The 20,868-nt window shown below is 69.0% G+C and carries 21 protein-coding genes; 10 read left to right on the plus strand and 11 right to left on the minus strand.

What is annotated here, in order from left to right; translation table 11 throughout:
• Positions 1-15: 15 nt before the first annotated feature.
• The gene (gene smc, locus CJZ78_RS09885; RefSeq protein ID WP_094561153.1) at positions 16-3,624 is read right to left on the minus strand and encodes a chromosome segregation protein SMC; all 3,609 of its coding nucleotides are present in this window, start codon (positions 3,622-3,624) and stop codon (positions 16-18) included.
• 99 nt (positions 3,625-3,723) lie between these two features.
• Between smc and CJZ78_RS09890 the strand changes: the two genes are divergently transcribed.
• The gene (locus tag CJZ78_RS09890; protein WP_094561154.1) at positions 3,724-4,146 is read left to right on the plus strand and encodes a DUF883 family protein; all 423 of its coding nucleotides are present in this window, start codon (positions 3,724-3,726) and stop codon (positions 4,144-4,146) included.
• Entirely contained in the window at positions 4,143-4,559 is a 417-nt protein-coding gene (locus CJZ78_RS09895; protein WP_094561155.1) for a phage holin family protein, read from the plus strand. Before CJZ78_RS09890 ends, CJZ78_RS09895 begins: the two co-directional genes overlap by 4 nt.
• A 154-nt stretch (positions 4,560-4,713) precedes the next feature.
• On the opposite strand, the gene CJZ78_RS09900 is transcribed toward CJZ78_RS09895, so the two are convergent.
• The gene (locus CJZ78_RS09900) at positions 4,714-5,886 is read right to left on the minus strand and encodes a class I SAM-dependent RNA methyltransferase (protein ID WP_233128659.1); all 1,173 of its coding nucleotides are present in this window, start codon (positions 5,884-5,886) and stop codon (positions 4,714-4,716) included.
• A 449-nt stretch (positions 5,887-6,335) separates the two neighbouring features.
• Between CJZ78_RS09900 and CJZ78_RS14675 the strand changes: the two genes are divergently transcribed.
• Positions 6,336-6,467 carry a hypothetical protein gene (locus tag CJZ78_RS14675; RefSeq protein WP_255001587.1) on the plus strand — a complete coding sequence of 44 codons (132 nt, stop codon included), beginning with the start codon at positions 6,336-6,338 and terminating at the stop codon, positions 6,465-6,467.
• A gap of 26 nt (positions 6,468-6,493) precedes the next feature.
• Here the strand turns inward: CJZ78_RS14675 and CJZ78_RS09910 are convergent, their stop codons facing one another.
• Positions 6,494-6,946, minus strand: coding sequence for a hypothetical protein (locus tag CJZ78_RS09910; protein WP_094561156.1), 453 nt, complete (start codon positions 6,944-6,946; stop codon positions 6,494-6,496).
• A 185-nt stretch (positions 6,947-7,131) separates the two neighbouring features.
• On the opposite strand from CJZ78_RS09910, the gene CJZ78_RS09915 reads away from it, so the two are divergent.
• Genes CJZ78_RS09915 through CJZ78_RS09930 form a run of 4 tightly spaced genes read left to right on the plus strand, consistent with a single transcriptional unit; the run spans position 7,132 to position 12,008 of the window.
• Positions 7,132-8,130 carry a DnaJ C-terminal domain-containing protein gene (locus CJZ78_RS09915; protein ID WP_094561157.1) on the plus strand — a complete coding sequence of 333 codons (999 nt, stop codon included), beginning with the start codon at positions 7,132-7,134 and terminating at the stop codon, positions 8,128-8,130.
• Between the two features lie 25 nt (positions 8,131-8,155).
• Positions 8,156-9,157, plus strand: coding sequence for a porphobilinogen synthase (gene hemB / locus CJZ78_RS09920; protein ID WP_094561158.1), 1,002 nt, complete (start codon positions 8,156-8,158; stop codon positions 9,155-9,157).
• A 14-nt stretch (positions 9,158-9,171) separates the two neighbouring features.
• Positions 9,172-9,570 carry a VOC family protein gene (locus CJZ78_RS09925; RefSeq protein ID WP_094561178.1) on the plus strand — a complete coding sequence of 133 codons (399 nt, stop codon included), beginning with the start codon at positions 9,172-9,174 and terminating at the stop codon, positions 9,568-9,570.
• Positions 9,567-12,008, plus strand: a complete 2,442-nt coding sequence (locus CJZ78_RS09930; protein WP_094561159.1) for an endonuclease MutS2 — start codon at positions 9,567-9,569, stop codon at positions 12,006-12,008. Before CJZ78_RS09925 ends, CJZ78_RS09930 begins: the two co-directional genes overlap by 4 nt.
• 6 nt (positions 12,009-12,014) lie before the next feature.
• Here the strand turns inward: CJZ78_RS09930 and CJZ78_RS09935 are convergent, their stop codons facing one another.
• A complete protein-coding gene (locus CJZ78_RS09935) occupies positions 12,015-13,241 on the minus strand; it encodes an ABC transporter ATP-binding protein (RefSeq protein WP_094561160.1) in 1,227 nt (408 codons plus the stop codon).
• Between the two features lie 38 nt (positions 13,242-13,279).
• Between CJZ78_RS09935 and obgE the strand changes: the two genes are divergently transcribed.
• Entirely contained in the window at positions 13,280-14,290 is a 1,011-nt protein-coding gene (gene obgE / locus CJZ78_RS09940) for a GTPase ObgE (protein ID WP_094561161.1), read from the plus strand.
• 24 nt (positions 14,291-14,314) lie between these two features.
• On the opposite strand, the gene CJZ78_RS09945 is transcribed toward obgE, so the two are convergent.
• On the minus strand, positions 14,315-14,533 hold the full coding sequence (locus tag CJZ78_RS09945) for a Calvin cycle protein CP12 (RefSeq protein WP_094561162.1): 219 nt from the start codon (positions 14,531-14,533) through the stop codon (positions 14,315-14,317).
• Between the two features lie 139 nt (positions 14,534-14,672).
• On the opposite strand from CJZ78_RS09945, the gene CJZ78_RS09950 reads away from it, so the two are divergent.
• Positions 14,673-15,173, plus strand: coding sequence for a hypothetical protein (locus CJZ78_RS09950; RefSeq protein WP_094561163.1), 501 nt, complete (start codon positions 14,673-14,675; stop codon positions 15,171-15,173).
• Here the strand turns inward: CJZ78_RS09950 and CJZ78_RS09955 are convergent.
• From CJZ78_RS09955 to CJZ78_RS09965, 3 genes are read right to left on the minus strand one after another with little or no spacing between them, the layout of a single operon-like run.
• The gene (locus CJZ78_RS09955; RefSeq protein ID WP_094561164.1) at positions 15,162-17,066 is read right to left on the minus strand and encodes an ABC-F family ATP-binding cassette domain-containing protein; all 1,905 of its coding nucleotides are present in this window, start codon (positions 17,064-17,066) and stop codon (positions 15,162-15,164) included. The two genes, CJZ78_RS09950 and CJZ78_RS09955, sit on opposite strands and share 12 nt — an antisense overlap.
• Positions 17,063-17,716 carry a DUF2301 domain-containing membrane protein gene (locus CJZ78_RS09960; RefSeq protein WP_094561179.1) on the minus strand — a complete coding sequence of 218 codons (654 nt, stop codon included), beginning with the start codon at positions 17,714-17,716 and terminating at the stop codon, positions 17,063-17,065. The genes CJZ78_RS09955 and CJZ78_RS09960 overlap by 4 nt, the downstream gene beginning before the upstream one ends.
• A gap of 14 nt (positions 17,717-17,730) precedes the next feature.
• Complete coding sequence (locus tag CJZ78_RS09965; RefSeq protein WP_094561165.1) at positions 17,731-18,711, minus strand: glutathione S-transferase C-terminal domain-containing protein; 981 nt, start codon at positions 18,709-18,711, stop codon at positions 17,731-17,733.
• Between the two features lie 77 nt (positions 18,712-18,788).
• Between CJZ78_RS09965 and CJZ78_RS09970 the strand changes: the two genes are divergently transcribed.
• Positions 18,789-19,754 (plus strand): aspartoacylase, encoded by a 966-nt coding sequence (locus CJZ78_RS09970; RefSeq protein ID WP_094561166.1) that lies wholly within the window; start codon positions 18,789-18,791, stop codon positions 19,752-19,754.
• Here CJZ78_RS09970 and CJZ78_RS09975 read toward each other — a convergent pair.
• From CJZ78_RS09975 to CJZ78_RS14440, 3 genes are all read right to left on the minus strand, one after another.
• On the minus strand, positions 19,733-20,125 hold the full coding sequence (locus tag CJZ78_RS09975) for a hypothetical protein (protein ID WP_094561167.1): 393 nt from the start codon (positions 20,123-20,125) through the stop codon (positions 19,733-19,735). The two genes, CJZ78_RS09970 and CJZ78_RS09975, sit on opposite strands and share 22 nt — an antisense overlap.
• 59 nt (positions 20,126-20,184) lie before the next feature.
• A complete protein-coding gene (locus CJZ78_RS09980) occupies positions 20,185-20,535 on the minus strand; it encodes a hypothetical protein (RefSeq protein WP_094561168.1) in 351 nt (116 codons plus the stop codon).
• Positions 20,536-20,648: 113 nt separating this feature from the next.
• Positions 20,649-20,868 (minus strand): hypothetical protein (locus tag CJZ78_RS14440; protein WP_233128661.1); only part of this gene is annotated, 220 nt, incomplete at its 5' end.

A 20,868-nucleotide genomic window follows, 5' to 3' on the forward strand; every position in this document is an offset into this window, starting at 1 on the left:
GAAGGGGGCGGTGGCTCAGGCGGCGGGCGGTAACCCGACCACCTGGGTGTGGGCGCCCCGTGCCTGGGTGACCCCGATGGTGCGGGTAGCGGCGGCGATCATCGGGCGCCGGTGGCTCACCACCATGAACTGGGCCTGGTCGGCTTGGCTGGCGATCAGGGCGGCGAGCCGCTCCACGTTGACCCCATCGAGGAAGCTGTCCACCTCGTCGAGGGCATAGAAGGGCGACGGGCGGAAGCGCTGCAGGGCAAACAGGAAGCTCAGGGCGGTGAGGGATTTCTCGCCGCCGCTCATGGCATTGAGGCGCCGCACCGCCTTGCCCTTGGGGTGGGCCACCAGGGTAAGGCCGCCCTCCAGGGGAGCCTCGGGGTTTTCCAGCTGCAGATGGCCTTCGCCGTCGGAGAGACCCGCGAAAATCGTGCGGAAGTGGCCATCCACCGCCGTGAAGGCCTCCAGGAAGGCTTCCTGGCGCAGGGTCGCCACGGTTTCGATGCGCAGCAGCAGCTCTTCCCGCTCCTTGCTGAGCACCTCCAGCCGCTCCTCCAGCTCCGCCAGCCGGGTTTCGAGTTGCTCCAGCTCCTCGAGGGCCAGCATGTTCACCGGTTCGAGGGCCTCCATCCGCGCCTGCAGGCTGCGGAGCTCGGTCTGCAGAGCCTCCAGCCCGGCTTCGCGCACCTCCTCGGGGATCTCCGGCAGGGGATCGGGCAGCTCCCGCTCCAATTGGGCGAGGCGCAGTTGGTCGCCGCGCAGCTGCTCTGCCAGCGACTCCAGCTCCTCGCCCAGGCGCTGCACCTCCCACTGCCGCTGTTGCAGGGCCTGGCGCTGGGCTGCCAGCTGGGCTTCGGCCGCATCGCGGGCCCGGCGCCGCTCGCCGAAACGGGTCTGTAGCTCCTGTTGCTGGGCTTCGAGGGTGCTGCGGCGCTCCTGGTCGGCCTGGTGCTGTTCCTTCCAGTGGGCCCGCTCTGCCACCAGCGCGTTGACGGCGCTCACCAGCCGCTGCTCATCGGCCGCGAGGGCCTCGAGCTGGTTGCGCAGCCGCTCGGCGGCGAGGGCCCGTTCGCGGCGGGCGGCCAGGAGTTCATCGCGTTGGCGCCGGGCGGCAGCCAGGGCGGCGTCGGCGGCTTCCAGTTCGCTCTGCAGCCCCTGCCAGCGGGCGGCATCGCCGGAGGCCTGCACCGCGGCTTCGGCCTGCTCGAGGGCGGCGCGTTGCTGCTGCAGGGGGATGAGCAGCGCCTCCAGCTCCTGCTGGCGTTGCAGATCCGCATGCAGGGTGGCCTGGAGCTGGCTGAGGCGGCTACCGAGTTGCTGCTGGCGTTGCAGCTGGGGGGCCAGGGTGCGCTGGGCGGCGCTGCGCTCGGCCTCGAGGGCCGCCTGCCGTTGCTGGTGCTGCAGCAGCTGGGGGCGCAGGGCCTCGAGCCGCTGGCCCAGCTCGGCCTCCTTGCGGCGGCAGGCCAGCAGGCTCTCGCCCAGCTCCAGCAACCGCTGGCGCAGGGGAGCGGCCTCGTCGCCCTCCTGGGCGCGGCCGAAGCTGAGCTGGCCGCCGCGCTGCTGCAGGCTGCCGCCGGTCATGGCGCCGCTCTTTTCCAGCAATTCGCCATCGAGGGTCACGGCCCGGCAGCTGCCCAGCTCGCGGCGGGCGTTGGCCAGGCTGTCGAACACCAGGGTGTCGCCGAAGACGTAGCGGAACACCTCGGCATAGACGGGCTCGTGACGTACCAGATCCACCGCCTTGCCGATCAGTCCGGTGCCGCCGGCCCCAGCGCCGCCCCGCTGCAGTGCCGCTCCTGAGCTGGCACCGCCGCCGGAGCCCCCCCGGATCTTGTTGAGCGGCAGGAAGGTGAGCCGGCCAGCCCGGCGGGTTTTGAGCAGCTCGATCGCCCGGGCGGCGATGCGGTCGTCGTCGACTACCACCTGGCCCAGCCGCCCGCCAGCGGCCACTTCCAGCGCCAGGCGCACCCGCTCCTCCACCTCGCCCAGCTGGGCCACGGGCCCGTGAATGCCGTCGAGGCCGGCCTCCAGCAACACCCGCAGGGCGCCGGTGCCGCGGCTTTCCTGCAGGGTTTCGCGGCGGCTGTCGAGCCGGGCGATCTCCCGCTCCAGCTGGGCTTGCTCCTGCTCCAAGCGACTGCGGGTGCGCTGCTGCAGGGCCAGGGCTTCGGCCAGCTCCTGCACCTGCTGCTGCTCCTGACGGGTGGCCTCCAGCACCTGCTGCCAGGCGCTCTCGGTGGCCTCCAGCTGCTGTTGGCCGCTGCGATGGCTGAGGCCCTCCTGCTGCTCCTCCTTCTGCAGTTCGGCCAGCCGCTCCTGGTGCTGCCGCAGCCGCTCCTGCAGCTGCTGGCGCTCCGCTTCCAGGGGGCCCAGCTGGTCGGCCAGTTGCTGGCGGGCCAGGCTGCGCTGCTGCTGCTCCTCCATCCAGCTGCCGGAGCGGCCCGCCACCTCGCCCAGGCGGCGGCGGGAAAGTTCCACGGCGGCTTCGGCGCTGCGGCAGGTCGCCTCGGCGGCATCGAGTTCGGCCTGGTCGGCGCTGTCGTCGAGGGCCTGTTGTTGCTCGCGCAGGTCGCCCTGGCTGTGGGCCAGCTCCTGGCGTTGGCGCTGCAGGGCTTCGGCGTCGAGCTGGTGTTTCTCGGCCTGGCGGGCCAGTTCGCGGCCGCTGGCCTCCAGACCCGCCAACTCGGCCTGCACGGCCAGGAGCTGGTCTTCGCCGAGGGCCTTCACCTCAGCCTGAAGCTGCTCGAGGGCGGTGGCGGCGGCGGTCAGTGCCTCCTCACCGGTTGCAATCGCTTCCCGCTCGCTCAGCTGCTGGGCGGTGAGGGTTTCGCGGCGGCGTAGCAGGGCCGCCAGGCCAGTCTGGGCGGCTTCGAAGGCCAGCACCTGCTCCTGCAGCCGGCCGCTGTGGTGGCGCTGGCGCAGGTCTTGGTAGGTGCGGGCTTTGGCGCAGTCGCGCTCCAATTTCTGGCGGGAGCTGAGCAGCTCCTGCTGCACGATCGCGCAGCGCTCCTGGCGCTCCTGCACCTCGTCGAGCTTGCCGCGGGTCTGTTCGATGCGGCTGTCGAACAGGGCCACGCCGGCCAGCTCATCGATAATCCCGCGCCGGTCGCGGGCGCTCATCGAGACGATTCGGGTCACGTCGCCCTGCATCACGACGTTGCTGCCCTCCGGGTCCACCCGCAGGCGCCGCAGCTGGCTCTGCAGTTGCTGCAGGTTGCAGGGCACGCCATCGGCGCTGAAGCTGCTGGCGTAGGTGCCGCCCGGCGCCACCCGCAGGCGCCGGCTCACGGTCCATTCGGTTTGCCCGGGCTTGATCCAGGGGCCCTCCTCGGGCGGCTCCAGCCCCGTTTCCGCCTCATCGGGCTGCCATTCGCTGAGGTCGAAGCGCACGCTCACCGACGTTTCGGCGGCCTTGCCCGCGCGCAACATGGCGCTGTTGATCAGGTCGGGCAGGCGGTCGGCGCGCATGCCGCGGCTGCTGGCCAGGCCGAGGCAGAACAGCACCGCATCCAAAATGTTGCTCTTGCCGGAGCCGTTCGGCCCGGTCACCACCGTGAATCCTTCTTCCAGCGGGATCGTCATCGACCCGCCAAAGGACTTGAAATGGGTGAGCTCGACCTGATTGATGTGAACCAACAGGCCCGTGCGCCGAGCAGCAGAAATGTAGCGGAGGGTTTCGAAAGCTCAACCCCCTCCTTAGCTTGAGGGCTGCGTTGCGTTGTCGCCTCCCTCTCCATGACCGCCGAGACGCCTCCCCGCGTTGCCAGCCCCGAGGGCTTCCGCGACCGATTTGAGACCCTGATTCCCACCATTCAGCGGGAGTGGCCCGCCGTGGCCCGTCAGACCCTCGAGGCCACCCGGGGCAGCTTTGATGAGGTGGTGGAGGTGATCGCGAGCCAAAGCGGCCGCACCGCCACGGTTGTGAAGGACCAGCTGCTGGAGCTGCTGGAGGTGGCCGGTGACCAAACCAGCCGCCTGGCCGACAACCTGGCGCCGATGGAAGCCCAGCTCGAGAGCCTGCTCGATGAGCTGAATGCCTCACTGCGACCCCGCATTGAGAAGCCCGTGCGGGAGCGTCCGCTGATGGCGATCGGCATCGCCACGGGCGTGGGCGTGTTGCTGGGTCTGCTGCTGGCTTCGGGCCGGCGCTCGGCATGACGGATCAGAACGAGCCGGGGCCTTCCCAGGAGCGGGAGGCGCGCAGCGGCGTGGCGAGGGTAGCGGCCGGTCGGGTCGGCGCCCTGATGACCTCGGTGATGGATCTGCATGTGCGGATCGCCCTGCAGGAGGTGGACCGGGAGAAGCGGCGGCTGATCAGTGGCGCCCTGCTGCTCAGCGGGGGACTGGCCCTGCTGCTGCTGGCCCTGATCGGCGCCGAGCTGGCCCTGCTGCTGTGGCTGCGTGAGGCCCAGGGGCTCAGCTGGATCCACGCTGCTCTGGCCGTGGCGGCTCTGGATCTGGTGCTGGCCGGGGTGTTTGTGCGGGTGGGCGGCCAGCTGGTCAAGGGCCCCTATCTGCCCCAGACCACCGCCGGCCTCAGCAAAACCACCCGCGCGATCCTGGGCCGCTGAGCTGGGGGGTGCCGGGGTGGGTGGCTTGAATCGCTGTTTTGCAAGTGTTGAACAACTTGTTCAACAACCTCTGAAACCCGTTTGGGCCCGTGGCCTCTTTGGGGAGCTGATCCACAGGCCCTGATTCACAAGCCCCTTAGCTACAAGCCCTGAGTCAGCGGATCTCGTAGTGCAGCCAGCGGCAGTCGATGCCGCCGTTGCTGATCGGAATGCGACGGCTGGCCTTCATCTTCAGGGCGCCGGTGAGTTCGGGGTTGCCGCTCAGCAGCCACAGGCTCCAGCCGCTGCAGCGCTCCTTCATCATTCGGCCCAGATCGGCGTAGAGCGGTTCGAGGGCGTCCCGTTCGCCGATGCGCTCGCCGTAGGGCGGGTTGCACACCAGGATGCCGGGGCCCGCGGGCGGCTGAAAATCGCGGCAGTCGCCCAGGCGCAGATCGAGCGCCTCGGCCACGCCGCCGGCCTTGGCATTGCTGCGTGCCTGCTCCAGCACGGCGGGATCCTGCTCCATGCCCACGATTGGCGGTAGGGGATCGACGCTGGCGAGGGCCAGGGCGGTGGCGGCCTGTCGCTCCTGCTGCCAGAGCTGGGGGTCGAAGTCGGGCCAGCGCTCCAGGGCGAAGTGCCGGCCCAGCCCCGGCGCCAGCCCCAGGGCCAGCCGTGCCGCTTCGATCAGCAGGGTGCCTGAGCCGCAGAGGGGATCGGCCAGGGGCACGCTGCCATCCCAACCGGTGAGGGCGATCAGGCCGGCGGCGAGGTTTTCCTTCAGCGGAGCCAGGCCCATGGCGGCGCGGTAGCCGCGGCGGTGCAGGCTGCCGCCGCTGCCATCAAGGCTGAGGCTCGCCTCGCCCCCGCCTAGGTGCAGGTGCAGGGCCAGATCGGGATCGTCGAGGTCGACGGAGGAGCGGGCGCCCCACTGCTGGCGTTGCAGGTCGACCAGGGCATTTTTGACCTGCAGAGCACTGTAGTGGCTGTGGTTGAGGCCGGGTGCGGTGCCGGTGGCATCCACCCGGAAGCTGGTGCCGGGGGGCAGCCAGCGGCTCCAGTCGACGGCGCGCTGCACGCCGTCATAGAGCTCGTCTTTGCTGCGGCAGGGAAAGTGGGCCAGCTGGCGCAGCAGCCGGAAGGGCAGGCGGGCTTGCAGGTGCAAACGGTAGAAGCCGGCCAGGTCGCTCTGGAAGCGCACGGCCCGGAGTAGGGGTGAAACGGCTCGGCAGCCCAAGGCCGTGAGCTCGGACGCCGCGGCGTTTTCGAGGCCCGGTGGCACCACTGCCACGCCATTGATTGGTCCGCCGTTGATCGGTTCGGTGATGCCCACCCCTGCGTCCACCTTTGGCTGCTGCCACAATGCATGAGTTCGGTTTCGGCCGGACTAGGTGATCCACACCGGTGCTTCGGACAGCGGTTCGATTCCGCTCAGCTCCACTTCATGGGGCTGCAATGGTTTCGACGGGGTATGAGGAGGGTGACTGAAGCCTGCTCGGTAAGAGCAAACACGTAACAGCGAACAACATCGTTCGTTTCTCCCGTCAGACCGCCCCTGTGGCTGCCTGACCCTTTAAGGGAGATGGGGTGAGGTCAGCCTTATCACCCAAATGACCCATGGGCCCTGGAAGGGGCCTTTTCATTGGCTGAGCGATGGCGTGTCCCCACTGCGGCAGTTGGTCGGTTAAGGCGGATCGCGGCCTGGCTGGACGACTGGTGTGTGGACGCTGCGCCCGCCCGTTGGGCAGGGCCCAGCCGTCTAGGCGGCGGCGCATCAGGGTGAACCCCCACCGCTTGTCCCTGGGACTGGGCTTGGCGGCGCTGGTGTCGCTGGCGGCCCTGCTGGCGGTTTGGGATCTGCAGCGCTCGCGCTGGCAGGCTCCGCTTGATCGTTCGCGTCCCGCGGATTCGCGGCCAGCCCTCTAAAGCCCCTTAACGCCGCATGGCCCGCATCAGTGCTGGCTGTGGTCGCCACCACTCTGGTAGCCGCTCCACACCTTGAGCTCTGCGATGGTCTGCACCCCTTCGAGGCGTGGCTTGCCGGCCAGCTCCCAGGTGGGAAAAGCGCGGATTTTGGCGGCCATGCACACAGCCCGACCGTCGTCGGTTTTGTCGCACTCCACATAGGGGAGGCGGTTGCCGGCTTCCTTGCCAAACAGATTCTTTTGCTGGAAGCAGGCGGGACACCACCAGGCTCCGTAAAAGATGGCGCCCTTGGCGCGCAGATGGGCGCTGAGGGACTTCTGCTCAGGGGTGGAGGCCGCCAGCGCCTCCCCAAGGGTGGGAGTGGTGGAGGCGGCCGGAGCATTGGCGCCGCTGCCGGCACTGGCCGTGGCCGCAAAGCCCAGCAGCGCCGTGCTCAGGGCGATCAACAGGCCGGAGCGCAGGGAGCTGGAAGCTGCCATGAACCAAGCAGGGAAGGATTTGAGGGTAGGGCGATTGCGCGGCGTTTTCACCCGGATGTGCGCAAAACCACAGGCCTGTTCTCTGGCCTTGTTTTCGGTGTGGCGTTCGGCCTTCCGCCCTTCCAGGCGCCTGCGAATCCCCCTCGCGGCTGAGACACTGGTCGGTAGCGGTGGAGCCTTGGTCGATGAGCGCAAACGGCTACCGCGATTACTTCAAGGTGCTTGGAGTTGAGCGCGGTGCCGATGCCGACGCGGTCAAGCGCGCTTTTCGCAAGCTGGCCCGTCAGTACCACCCGGATGTGAACCCCGGTGATGCGGGGGCCGAGGCCAAGTTCAAGGAGGTGAGCGAGGCCTACGAGGTGCTCTCCGATCCTGAGAAGCGCCGTCGCTATGAGCAGTTCGGCCAGTACTGGAGCCAGGCTGGCGGCGGTTCCGGCATGGGCGGCGTCGATGTGGATTTCGGCCGCTACGGCAACTTCGACGACTTCATCAACGATTTGCTCGGACGCTTTGGCGGCCCGGGCGGCGGTGGCGGGGCACCGGGTGGCTTTGGCTTTGGCTCCGGTTTTCCCGGCGGTTTTGGTGGACCTGGTTTTGGTGGACCTGGCTTTAGTGGACCGGGTGGGGCTGGCCGTGGCGCCCCGATCAATCTCGATGCCGAGGCCAGCATCAGCCTCTCCTTTGCCGATGCTTTCCGCGGCTCGGAGCGCACCCTGGCGGTCAACGACGAGCGCGTGCAGGTGCGCATCCCCCCCGGCGTAAAGGCCGGCAGCCGGCTGCGGCTGAAGGGCAAGGGCAACCTGCAGCCCGGCACGGGACGCCGCGGCGATCTCTACCTCAACCTGCAGCTGCAGGACCATCCGGTGTGGAAACTCGATGGCGATCAGCTGCGGGCCGAGTTGCCCCTGAGCCTCGACGAGCTGGCCCTCGGCGGTGAGGTGCGGGTGGCCACCCCCGATGGCGAGGCCTCCGTGCAGGTGCCGCCCGGCATGACCCTGGGCCGCAGCCTGCGGCTCAAGGGCAAGGGGTGGCCCCTCAAGGAGGGCCGCGGCGACCTGCTGCTCACCCCGGTGCTCAAGCTGCCCGACCAGCTCAGTGCCGAGGAGCGCCAGCTGCTGGAGCAGCTGCGGGCTGCCCGCAGCGCCGATCCTCGGGCGGGTTGGATTCAGGCGGCCCGTCTCTAGGATCCGCCCCAGCCACACCGCCGTCATGGAGCTCACCTACCGTCCCCGCCGTTTGCGCCGCACGCCGGCCCTGCGGGCGATGGTGCGGGAGCATCACCTCAGCGCGGCTGATTTCATTTACCCGCTCTTTGTGCACGAGGGTGCCACCAATGAGCCGATCGGGGCCATGCCCGGTGCGATGCGCTGGAGCCTCGAAGGTCTGGTGCAGGAAGTGGGCCGGGCCTGGGATCTCGGCATCCGCTGCGTCGTGCTGTTCCCCAAGGTGGCCGATGGCCTCAAAACCGAGGACGGCGCCGAATGCTTCAACGAGGGTGGTCTGATCCCCCGTGCCATCCGCCGGCTCAAGCAGGAGCACCCCGGCATGGCGATCATGACCGACGTCGCCCTCGACCCCTATTCCTGCGACGGCCATGACGGCATCGTCAGCGAAGAGGGGGTGGTGCTTAACGACGACACCGTGGCGATCCTCTGCAAACAGGCGGTAGCCCAGGCCCGAGCCGGTGCCGACCTGATCGGCCCCAGCGACATGATGGATGGCCGCGTTGGTGCCATCCGCGAAGCCCTCGATGAGGAGGGTTTCGAGCACGTGGGGATCATCAGCTACACGGCCAAATACGCCTCCGCCTACTACGGCCCCTTCCGCGAAGCCCTGGATTCGGCCCCCCGCGCGGCCGCCGGCAAGCCCATTCCCACCGACAAGAGCACCTATCAGATGGATCCGGCCAATGGCCGCGAGGCCATCCTCGAGGCCCAGCTCGATGAGAGCGAGGGGGCCGACATTCTGATGGTCAAGCCCGGCCTGGCCTATCTCGACATCATTCACCGGCTGCGAGGCGAATCGGAGCAGCCGATCGCCGCCTACAACGTCAGCGGTGAATACGCCATGGTGAAGGCTGCCGCCGAGAAGGGCTGGATCGACGAGCGGGCCGTGGTGCTGGAAACCCTGCTCTGCTTCAAGCGGGCCGGCGCTGATCTGATCCTTACGTATCACGCCTGTGATGCAGCCCAGTGGCTGCGCCAGGGCTGACCCACTTGACCCCCATGACCCCTGCTCCCAGCCCTGCCGCCCACACCCTTGGCCACGTGGCCTTGCGGGTGCAGGACATGGAGCGCGCCAAGGCCTTTTACCTAAGGCTGGGCCTGCAACTCACCTGGGATGCCCCCGACTGGGCCTACCTGGAGTGGCCCGGCGGCGGCCGCGGCATCGCTCTGCTGAGCCCGGAGTACAAGGCGGCAGGTCCCCACTTCGCCTTCCATTTCCGTGATCGGGCTGAGGTGGATGCGGTGCACGCCCAGCTGGTGGCTGCCGGCCAAGCCTGCGGCCCGGTGCACGACCACCGCGACGGCACTGCCAGCTTCTACCTGCAGGATCCGGAAGGCAATTGGCTGGAGATGCTCTACGAGCCCCCCGGCGGTATCCCCTCCAACCTGGCCGGGTGACGACGTTCGCCGACCCCTCAGCTCCGATTCAACAGGACGCACTGGAGCTGCTGGAGTGGCCGCGGCTGGCGGAGCAGCTGGCCAGCTTTGCCAGCACGCCCCCCGGCCGGCGCGCCTGCTTGGAGCTGCCCCTGCCGGCTTCACTGGCCGCCAGCCGCAGCCTGCTGGCGGAAACCACCGAGCTGCTGGGGCTCGATGGCCTGCTGGAGGGGGGGCTGAGTTTCCAGGGCGTCGCCGACATCGCGCCGCTGGTGGCCCTCTGCGCCAAGGGCGGCACCGCGGCCGGCGAAGACCTGCTGGCCCTGGCCGGCACCCTGGCGGCGGCGCGCCGGCTGCGGCGGCAGATCGACGATTCAGAGCTGAGGCCGGAGTGCTCGGCCCTGGTGGCTGAGCTGCGCACCCTGCCGGAGCTGGAGCAGCGGCTGCATTTCTGCCTGGAGGAGGGCGGCCGGGTGGCCGATCGGGCCAGCCCGCCCCTGGAGGGGCTGCGCCGGCAGCTGCTTGGCGTGCGTTCGGAACGGCGGGAGCGGCTGCAGGAGCTGCTGCGCCGCTGGGGCTCGCTGCTGCAGGACACAGTGGTAGCCGAGCGCAATGGCCGGCCGGTGCTGGCGGTGAAGGCCGGTGCCGCCGGCCAGGTGCCGGGGCTGGTGCACGACAGTTCGGCGTCGGGGCAGACGGTGTTCATCGAGCCCCAGGCTGTGATTGCCCTGAGCAACCGCATCCGCGACCTGGAGGGGCGTGAGCGGGAGCTGGAACGGCAGGTGCTGATGGCCCTGAGCGCCCAGGTGGGGGAGGAGGCTGAGGCCCTAGCGGGGCTGCAACAGGTGCTGTTGCGACTGGACGCGGGTGTGGCCCGGGCCCGCTATGGCCAGTGGCTGGGGGCGGTGCGGCCCGAGCTGGCGGCCGAGCCGGAGGCCCCCTTTGAGCTGCGCGAGCTGCGCCACCCGCTGCTGCTCTGGCAGCACAAGCGGCAGGGCGGCCATCCGGTGGTGCCAGTGAGCCTGGTGGTGGCACCGGAGCTGCGGGTGGTGGCGATCACCGGCCCCAACACCGGTGGCAAGACCGTCACCCTGAAGAGCGTGGGGCTCGCGGCGCTGATGGCCCGCGCCGGGCTGTTTCTGCCCTGCAGCGGCACGCCAAGGCTGCCCTGGTGCGCCCAGGTGCTCGCTGACATCGGCGATGAGCAATCGCTGCAGCAAAACCTCTCCACCTTCAGCGGCCACATCCGCCGGATCGCCCGCATCCTCGATGCCCTGCCCGATGGTGCCGGTGCGGCGGCAACCCCATCCGGCGCGGCCCTGGTACTGCTCGATGAGGTGGGGGCCGGCACCGATCCGCTGGAGGGCTCGGCCCTCGCCACGGCCTTGCTGAAGCATCTGGCCGATCGCGCCCGCCTGACGATCGCCACCACCCACTTCGGCGAGCTCAAAGCTCTCAAATACAACGATCCCCGTTTCGAGAACGCTTCGGTGGCCTTCGACGTGGAGACCCTCTCCCCCACCTACCGGTTGCAGTGGGGGATCCCGGGCCGCAGCAACGCTCTGGCTATCGCCCGCCGGTTGGGCCTGGGGGAGGCTGTGCTCGAGCTTGCCGCCGCCCAGCTGGAGCCCCTCGGCGAGGGCGAGGTGAACCAGGTGATCGCGGGTCTGGAAGACCAGCGCCAGCGTCAGCAGGAGGCCGCTGAGGAGGCTGCTGCCCTGCTGGCCCGCACCGAGTTGCTGCATGAGGAGTTGCTGCTGCGTTGGCAGCAGCAAACCCAGCAGAGTGCCGAGCTGCAGGAGCAGCGGCGCCAGCAGTTGGAGCGCTCGATCCGCCAGGGGCAGAACGAGGTGAAACGGATCATCCGCCGTCTGCGCCAGGGCCACGATGCCAGCCGCGCTGAACTGGGTGAAACCGCCCGTCAGGCCGGCCAACGCCTCAAATCCCTGGAGCAGCAGCACCGCCCCGCCCCGGAGCGGCGGGAGCACCGCGGCTGGATGCCCGCCGTGGGCGATCGGGTGCGGGTGCTGTCGCTGGGCAAGGCTGGAGAGGTGCTGGCCCTGGCCGATGACGGTCGCGAACTCACCGTGCGCTGTGGGGTGATGCGGCTGACGCTGGAGCTGGCGGGTATTGAGGGCCTCCATGGCGAGAAACCCAGCCCGCCGGAGGTGCGGGTGCAGGTCAAGGGGCAGCGGGGGCTGGGCGGCCGTGGCCCCGACGTGCGCACCGAGGGCAACACGGTGGATGTGCGGGGCCTACGGGTGCACGAGGCCGAGGCGGCGGTGGAGGAGCGGCTGCGCGGCGCCAATGGGCCGGTGTGGGTGATCCACGGCATTGGCACCGGCAAGCTCAAACGCGGCCTGCGCCAGTGGCTCACCACCGTGCCCTATGTGGAACGGGTGAGCGATGCCGAGCAGGGCGACGGCGGCCCGGGCTGCAGCGTGATTTACGTGAAGTAGAGCCCTCTAGCCAAACGAGGGCAAGCGCGGCTCCGCGGTGGCGGGTTGGGCTATCAGGGGTAGGGCATCTCCGGCGGCATCGAACAGGCGCCAGCCACGGGGATCGACATCCAGGTGCAGCGTGGATCCGGGCGGCAGGTTGTCTTCGGGGCCGACCCGCACCTGCACCAGGTGATCACCCTCCTCGAGGCGGCAGGTGAGCAGCTGCTCGTTGCCGAGGGCTTCGCCATGGCTCACCTCGGCCCGCAGGTTGCGGTTGGTGGCGGGTGCCAGCCGGAAGTGCTCGGGCCGCAGTCCGCCGGTGAGCTCCTGCCCGGCCCGCGCGGCCAGGACCTCGGCCAGGGGGCCTTCCACCGCCAGCTTGCGGCTGCCCAGTTGCAGCTGGCCGGCGCCGATCGCCTCCACCGGCAGCAGGTTCATCGCGGGGCTACCGATGAACTGGGCCACGAACAGGTTGGCGGGCCATTGGTAGAGCTCCATCGGCGTGCCCAGCTGTTGCAGCCGACCGGCGTTGAGCACGGCAATTCGGTGTCCCATCGTCATCGCTTCCACCTGGTCGTGGGTCACGTAGAGGGTGGTGGTGCCCAGCCGCCGCTGCAGCTCAACGATCTGGGTGCGGGTGCCGGTGCGCAGCTTGGCGTCGAGGTTGCTGAGCGGCTCATCCATCAGGAACACCGCCGGCTGGCGGGCGATGGCGCGGCCCAGGGCGACGCGCTGCTTCTGGCCCCCGGAAAGTTCCTTGGGCAGGCGATCGAGCAGGTGGTCGAGCTCCAGGGTCTCCGCCACCTCGGCGATGCGTTGGGCGATGCGCTCCTCCCGCCGGGAGCGCACCTGCAGGGGCCCGGGCAGCCGCCGGGAGGCCAGGTGCAGGCTGTCCTGCAGCTGCTGCAGGGCGGTGCGGTGGCGGCTGCGGCGCAGACCGAAGCCGATGTTGCCGCCCACCGTGAGATGGGGGTAGAGCGCGTAGCTCTGAAACACCATGGCCACGTCCCGCTGGGCTGGACGCAGCTGGCTGACGGGCCGGTTGCCGACGTAGATCTCGCCGTGGCTGGGCTGCTCTAGGCCCGCCAGCAGCCGCAGCAGGGTGCTCTTGCCACAGCCCGAAGGCCCTACCAGCACCAGAAATTCGCCGTCCTGGATCTGCAGATCCAGCTGCCGCAGCACCTCCACCGGATCGCTTCCCCTGCGGGGTGGGTAGGTCTTGCTGACCTGCTCGAAGCGAACCTCTGCCAAAACGGCCCTTCAGACGGCGCGATCCTAGGTTTGCCCCAATGCAATTCATTGATCAGGCCCGCATCGCGGTCAAGGCCGGCCGGGGCGGCGACGGAATCGTGGCCTTCCGCCGCGAAAAATATGTGCCGGCGGGCGGGCCTTCCGGCGGAGATGGCGGCCGCGGCGGCGACGTGCTGCTGGTGGCGGATGCCAACCTCCAGACCCTGCTGGATTTCAAGTACAAGCGACTGTTCGCGGCCATCGATGGCCGGCGGGGTGGCCCGAACCGTTGCACCGGCGCCAGCGGCGATCCCCTGGTGATCAAGGTGCCCTGCGGGACGGAGGTGCGCGACGCCCGCACAACCATCCTGCTCGGCGACCTCACCGATCCCGGCGATGCCTTGTTGGTGGCGTTGGGCGGCCGCGGCGGCCTCGGCAATGCCCACTACCTCAGCAACCGCAACCGGGCGCCTGAGAAGTTCACCGAGGGCAAGGAGGGTGAGGAGTGGATGCTGCAGCTGGAACTCAAGCTGCTGGCGGAGGTGGGCATCATCGGCCTGCCCAACGCCGGCAAGAGCACCTTGATTTCCGTGCTCTCGGCGGCCCGGCCCAAGATCGCCGACTATCCCTTCACCACCCTGGTGCCCAACCTGGGGGTGGTGCGCCGGCCCAGCGGTGATGGCACCGTGTTTGCAGATATCCCTGGCCTGATCGCCGGAGCGGCCCAGGGTGCCGGCCTCGGCCACGACTTCCTGCGCCACATCGAGCGCACCCGGCTCCTGATCCATCTGATCGATGCCAGCGTCGACGACGTGTTGGCCGATGTTCAGGTGGTGGAGCGGGAGCTGACGGCCTACGGCCACGGCCTGGACCAACGGCCTCGGCTGGTGGTGCTCAACAAGATCGAGTTGCTCGACCCCGTTGCGCTGGAGGCTGAGCTCGAAGGTTTGCGCCAACACGTGCAGGCCCGTGGAGGTCCGCCCGTTCTGGCCATCTCAGCTGCGGCTTCGAAAAATTTGCCCGAGCTGCTGGCCGCGGTGTGGCAGCAGCTCGGGATTGCTCAGGTCTGATCGGTACCGAGGCCGAAGGGGTGCTCAGTCGTCGTACACGCGGCACTCAGGAGCGGAGGGGTTGAGGTCGCAGAAGACTTCCAGCGGCGTGGGGTCGTGGCTGTCTTCAGGGTGGTGCTCCTTGAACTCCTGGAGGCCCTGCAGCTCCTCTTCCAGGTGGCGCACTTTGCCCAGGTCGCCAGCGGCCCGGGCGGATTCGATCTCGCTCTGGTCCTTCTGGATGTGCTCGTCGATGCTTTTCATTCGGATACCGGCTGCCTAAGGCCGGAACTCACCCCGGCTCACCATACGGGCGCCGAACCACCTTGCGCCTTTCTGTTGCCTGCTGCGGATCTGCCCAGGCGTGGCTAGCAGCAGGAAAAGCGCATTGCGGGGGATCCCCATGGCACGCATCAAGCAGCGGCGCGGTCGGCACTTCATGGATGAGAACGGGCGTCTGTTCTGGATCAACGGTCCTGAGGAGCACTGCTACCTCTCTGAGCAACGCCAGTGGCGGCGGAGCCTGAGCTTTGACGATGTGTTGGATTGGAAACAATGTGCGCCTAGTGGCCTGGTGAGTCAGCGCTTTCCCTCCCTGCAGGCCGTCTGTGAGGCCCATGAGCATGGCCTGATCATCTGGTATCAGGATCTCTATCTGCGGCGCATGGGTGACCAAATGGCCGCCCACCGCGCGGCCGACGACTACAAGCCCACCGCCATGAAGGAGGCCGAAGCCCACGGCGCCCGGGTGCGTCGCCAGCCCTGGCTTCTGCCAGAACCAGCCGGCCCGGTCTGTGGCCTGACGCCGCGACAGCGCGGCGCCACTGAGGGCCCCCTGGAGATGGCCCATCCCCACCGCCGGCGCCGCTCGGCTGCGGCGATGGCAACGCCCTCACCCCGTTAGCTCGCTGAGGGCCAGCCAGCGCTCTTCGCCCGCGTGGATCCGCTCGCTCAGCTGGGCCAGGTCGTGGGTGAGCGCCTCCAGGGCGGTGTAGTCGCTGCCCCCGCTGGCCAGGGCCTGCTCCAGCGCGCGGCGCTGCTGCTCCCACTGCGGCAGGTTGGTCTCCAGGTCGGCCAATTCGCGGGTTTCCTTGAAGCTGCGGCGCCGTGGCTGGGTGCTCCCGGCCGGCGCGGTTTTTGGGGGTGGGCTTTGCGCCTGAGGTGCGGCGGACGCCTGGGATGGGGCCTGGCGAGCGGCGCTGGCCTCCAAGTAGGCGCTGTAGTTGCCCTCGAAGCGCTGCAGTTCGCCGTTCTCGAAGCAGAACAGCCGGTCCACAGTGCGATCGAGGAAGTAGCGGTCGTGGGAGACCACCACCACGCAGCCGCGGAAGTCTTCAAGGAAGTCTTCCAGCACGCTCAGAGTTTGCACATCGAGGTCGTTGGTGGGTTCGTCAAGCAGCAGCACGTTGGGCGCCTCGATCAGCAGCCGGCACAGGTGCAGCCGCCGCCGCTCACCGCCGGAGAGCTTGCCGACCGGCTGGTGCTGCTGGGCCGGCGGGAACAGAAAGCGCTCCAGCAGCTGGGAGGCGCTCAGCTCTTCACCATCCACCGACACCCGGCTGGCAGCGGCCTGCACCACCTCCAGCACCTTCTGGTCGGGTTTGAGCAGCACGTCGCTGTGCTGGTCGAAGTAGGCCAGCTTCACGGTGGAGCCCAGCTCCAGGCTGCCGCTGCTGGGTTGGCGCCGCCCGGCGATCACCTCCAGCAGGCTCGACTTGCCCACGCCGTTGGGCCCGATGATGCCAATCCGGTCCTCCGGGCTGAAGTCGTAGCTGAAGGCTCGCAGCAGCGGCCGGGCTGCGGGGCCCTCACCGGCGCTCACCCCCAGCTCCTCGGCGGTGATCGCCCGCTTGCCGAGCCGCCGGCTGGTGGTGGCCAGGCTCACCTGGCCACGGCTCTGGCGCTGGGGAGCTTCCCGCATCGCCTCAATGCGCTGGATCCGCGCTTTCTGCTTGGTGCTGCGGGCCTTGGGGCCCTGCCGCAGCCAGGCCAGCTCTCGCCGCAGCGTGCCCTTGAACTTGGCGGCCGATGCCGCTTCTGATGCCTCCTCCTCGGCCTTGTGGGTGAGGTAGGTGGCGTAGTTGCCGGCGTAGCTGCGGGCCAGGCCCCGATCCACCTCCACGATGCGGCGGGTGACCCGATCCAGCACGTAGCGGTCGTGGGTCACCAGCACCAGGGCGCCCGGGAAGCGGTCGAGATAGCTCTGCAGCCACTCCACGCCGTTGGCGTCGAGGTGGTTGGTGGGCTCATCCAGCAGCAGCACGTCCGGCTCGGCCACCAAGGCGGCGGCCAGGGCCACCCGCTTGCGGTAGCCGCCGGAGAGGTCGCCCACCTTGCGGTCGATGTCGGCGATGCCGAGCCGCTCCAGCACCTCGCGGCACTGCTGCTCCAGGCCCCAGGCGTTGAGCTGGTCCATGCGGCCGTGCAGGTCGCTCAGCCGGGCCAGGGCGGTGGCGTTGTCGGGGCTGTCGGCTACGGCCTGGCTGAGGGCTGTGTGTTGCCGCAACAGGGCCATCTTCTCGCCGCTGCCGGCAAACACCTGTTCCAGCAAGGTGTGCGCTGGGTCGAGTTTCGGCTCCTGGTCGACCAGCACCACCCGGGTGCGGGGGGCGCAGCGCCGCTGGCCGCTGCCCAGGGGCTCATGGCCGGCCAGCACCTTCAGCAGGGTGCTCTTGCCGGCGCCGTTGGGGCCGATCAGCCCCAGCCGCTCCCCCTCGCCGATATGCAGGGTGAGGCCCTCAAACAGGGTGCGGATGCCGAAATCCTTGCCGGCCTCCACCAGGCTGATCAGGCTCAAGGCGCCACTCCAGCTGCGGGGTCAGCCCCGCCTGCAGCCTGGGCCTTGAGATACACGAACACGCTCTTGTCACCCACGTCGGCCGCGGCGGGCATGGGGAATTTGCGCAGGCACAGCACCAGCAGCAAAGCGCTTTCCAGGCCGAGCAAGGCCGTGCTGATCGGAGGCTGGAGCAGGCCACTGAGGTGGCCGAGCAGGGCCAGCGGCAGCAGCAGCGTCACCCCGATCGCCTCGGGCCGGCGGAAGCAGAAGAATTCCTTGAAACCCACCCCCGCCAGGGCGGCGAAGAAGGGGCCGATCGCCAGCACCCAGAGGCGTTGGTTGGCGAGGGCCGGCAGCATGCCTTCGGGGCCGCGGCTGGCCGCCAGGGCGAGTGCTCCGATGCAGCCGAGCAGCCAGAACAGCTGCAATGCCCGGTGCAGCGGCACCAGGTAGATGTGAATCCAGCGCAGGGCCAGGCCCAGCCCCGCTGCCATCAGCAGCATCCATGGCCACACCAGTCCCGGCCCCAGCTGACGCCACTGCAGCAGCAACCCCGCCTGGCCCACGGCCACGGCGGTGAGGGCCAGGCGATAGCCGAGCACCTCGCGCCGGTCGGTGGCATCGATGGTGTAGGGGCCGTACACCCCCTCAAACACCGGATCGCTCATGGTGGTGCCCTGGATCACGGATCAACTGGATCGGCCCAGGCCCCTGGAACGGGGCGGCCTGACACCAGTGTGGCGAGCGGTGGCCCGGCGGGAATGATTCCGGAGGGATGCAGGGGGAACAGGGCTCCGAAATAGTCGCGGCGCCAGGCCTGTGGCCAGCAGGTGCTGGCCACGCCGGGCAGCCCGTGGAAGCGCTGCCGCCAGTCCCATAGGGCCGGCAGCTGCCAGAGGGGCAGGCGGCTGCAGCCAAACAGGGGCGCGTAAACCAACTCCAGGCGGATCAACGTGGGAAACAGCACCACGTCGGCCAGGCTCAGTTCGGCCCCACTCAGCCAGGGCGTCTGCTCGAGGGCCCGATCCGCGTCGCTCAGTGCCGCAAACAGCGCTGCTTCGGCCCGGTTGTAGGCGCCCTGGCTGCGGGCGAAGCCGCAGCGGTACACCCCATCGTTGACAGCGCTCTGCAGCCGTTCGCGCCAGTGCGTGGTGGTGGCCTCTTGGGCGGGGGGCTCCAGATTGGTCCCGTCGGGGCAGGGCCAGCGGTTGAGCAGCTCGATCAGCCGGGCGCTTTCGCCCACCAGGATGCGCCGCTCCCGGCGGGAATAAAGCGCTGGCACCGTGGCCCGCTGCCCGGGATCGGCCCCGGAGCGCCGGTAGAGCTCGATCAAGGTGGTGCAGCCCTCAAAGGGCTCAGCGAAGCGCCAGCGGCCTTCCTCGGGATCGGGATCCACCACCACCAGGGTGATGCTGGACGCCAGTTGGCGCAGGCTCCACACCAGCCAGGCCCGGTGGGCCCAGGGGCAGCTGCGGCCCACGATCAGCACATGGCCATCGGCTGCGGCGGCATCGCTGGGCAGCGGCGGCAGGGCGATGAAGGCCCCGGCGGGCCGGCGGTAGTTGCCATCGGCATCGGCGGGCCCCAGGCCGCCCATCAGCTGACGCCATTGCCAGTGCCAGAGCGCCCGGGCCGTGCGCACCAGGGGGGCAGGAGGGGCCATGGTTGCGGTAGCGGCAAGGGTCTGAATCTGCGTCAGGCTGGCCCCGAAATCCAGCGCCTGGCACCAGCCATCCCCCGATGAGCCCGATTTCAGCGCCGGCCAAGGTCTTGGTGGTGGCCGGCACCCATGGCAATGAGCGCAATGCCCCCTGGCTGCTGGAGCACTGGCGCCGCCACCCAGAAGCCCTGCCGCGCCACGGCCTCGACCTGGAGCTGGTGATCGGCAACCCCGCCGCCCATGCCCGCAATCGTCGCTACCTCGAACGCGATCTCAACCGCTGTTTTGCTGCGGAGCTGTTGGCGGATGTCTCCCAGGATGGGGCGGATCTGCAGCGCGCCCGGGAGCTGGTGGCCAGCCATGGCCCAGAGGCCGAAGACCCCTGCCTGGTGGCACTGGATCTGCACAGCACCACCAGTGCCATGGGCAACGCGCTGGTGATCTACGGCCGGCGTTCGGCCGATCTGGCCCTGGCGGCCGGCATTCAGGGGCTGCTGGGCTTGCCGATCTACCTGCACGAAGCCGATGCAGCCCAAACAGGCTTTCTGGTGGAGCGCTGGCCCTGTGGCTTGGTGATCGAAGTGGGGCCGGTGCCCCAGGGGGTGATCCAGGCCCAGATCTGCCGCCAAACCCAGCTGGGGGTGGAGGCGGCTTTGGCGGTGTTGGCAGCGGCGCAGCGGGGAACGCTGCGGCTGCCGGCGGAGCTGGTGGTGCATCGCCATCTGGGCAGCCTGGATTTGCCCCGTCACCCCGATGGCACGCCCAAGGCCTGCCTGCATCCGGCGTTGCAGCACCGCGACTGGCAACCGCTGCATCCGGGTGATCCGGTGTTTGCCGATCCGGGTGGGACGACCCTCAGCTTTGAGCCGCCCCCTGGCCTGGAGGGCCAGCCCGTTTGGCCCGTGTTCGTCAATGAAGCGGCCTACGGCGAGAAGGGCATTGCCCTGAGCCTCACTCGTCGTGAATGCTGGCCGGTCTCAGCCGCCTGGTCTGCAGCCCTTTCGGCTGTGGCGTCCAAGCTGGCTCAGCGCGGGACGCCGTTGTAATCAACGCCGAGCACGCTGCGGCCATCTGTGGAAATACGGATCTCGGTTTCCACGCTGGGGGCCAGGTCCAGTTGCTGCCAGCCAGGGGCGCCACCAAGGAAGCGGAAGAGATAGCCCTCGTTGGTGTTGCTGATCAGGCACTGGTTGCCGGCGCTGGCGGTTTCGTACATGCATTGCGCTGGCCGGTACACGCTCAGGCCTCCGTTGCTTTGGATGGCTGTGTTGCGCGCCAGGTTGAGGGCCCGCACGGCGCTGAAGGGCACGGGGGCATCGGCCTGGGCCTGCGCCACCAGGGGCGCCTGCAGGGCCAGGCCGCCGGCCAACAGGCCTGGGCCGAGCAACATCGCCGCGGCAGCAAGAGGGGAGCGCATGGATTCAGGGCTTTTGTGGGCTCTAGCTCAACCTGGGGCCCCACTCCTGTCAAGCGGGATCAACCGCACACCAGGGTCGACTGCTCTTTGGTGCAGGGCAAATCGCTCGTGGTGCCGTCGGCCCAGTAGATGCGGAGCCGGTCGTCTTGAGTGCCGCTGCGGTACGTGAGCGACTTGATCGCCCCAGCTGGAGGTTTGCCGGCTGGATCCGCCCCGTTGCCCGGGGTCACGGCGTTGAGCTTCTGCTCCAGCTGCTGAATCTTGAGTTCGAGTTGTTCCTGGCGCTGAAGCACCCGCTGCAGTTCGGCAGACGGTTGCCGTTGACAGCCCCCGATCAGGAGTGCGGTGCTGGCCAGCGCCACCAGGGCGGCACGGATGGGCAGGGCTTGAAGCGTGGAGGGCAGTGCCATGCCGGAGAAGGTCCTGTGCAGGGAAACTCCTAGCAGTGGCAGCAGCGGCTGGCTACGGATTGCCGCCATAGCCCGCCAGGATCGCCACCCATCAGCTGCGCTAATCAGAGTCATCAGCAGCCCTGCGGCATCCAGGCCGCGGCTCTCTCACCATCACCGCAATCTTCCGTTACAGTTGCGAGCGACGGGATTCCGTCCGGCTGTTTTCGCTTCTGCCCTTTCGGCAGATCGAATTTCCGCCTTCCATACCCGTTCCTCTGGAACACCCTTCTCTCGTTCTCATGACAACCACAATTCAGCAGCGCCAAGGCGCTTCTGCGTGGAACCAGTTCT

This window comes from Synechococcus sp. 8F6 (assembly GCF_002252665.1).
Taxonomy (GTDB): domain Bacteria; phylum Cyanobacteriota; class Cyanobacteriia; order PCC-6307; family Cyanobiaceae; genus Cyanobium_A.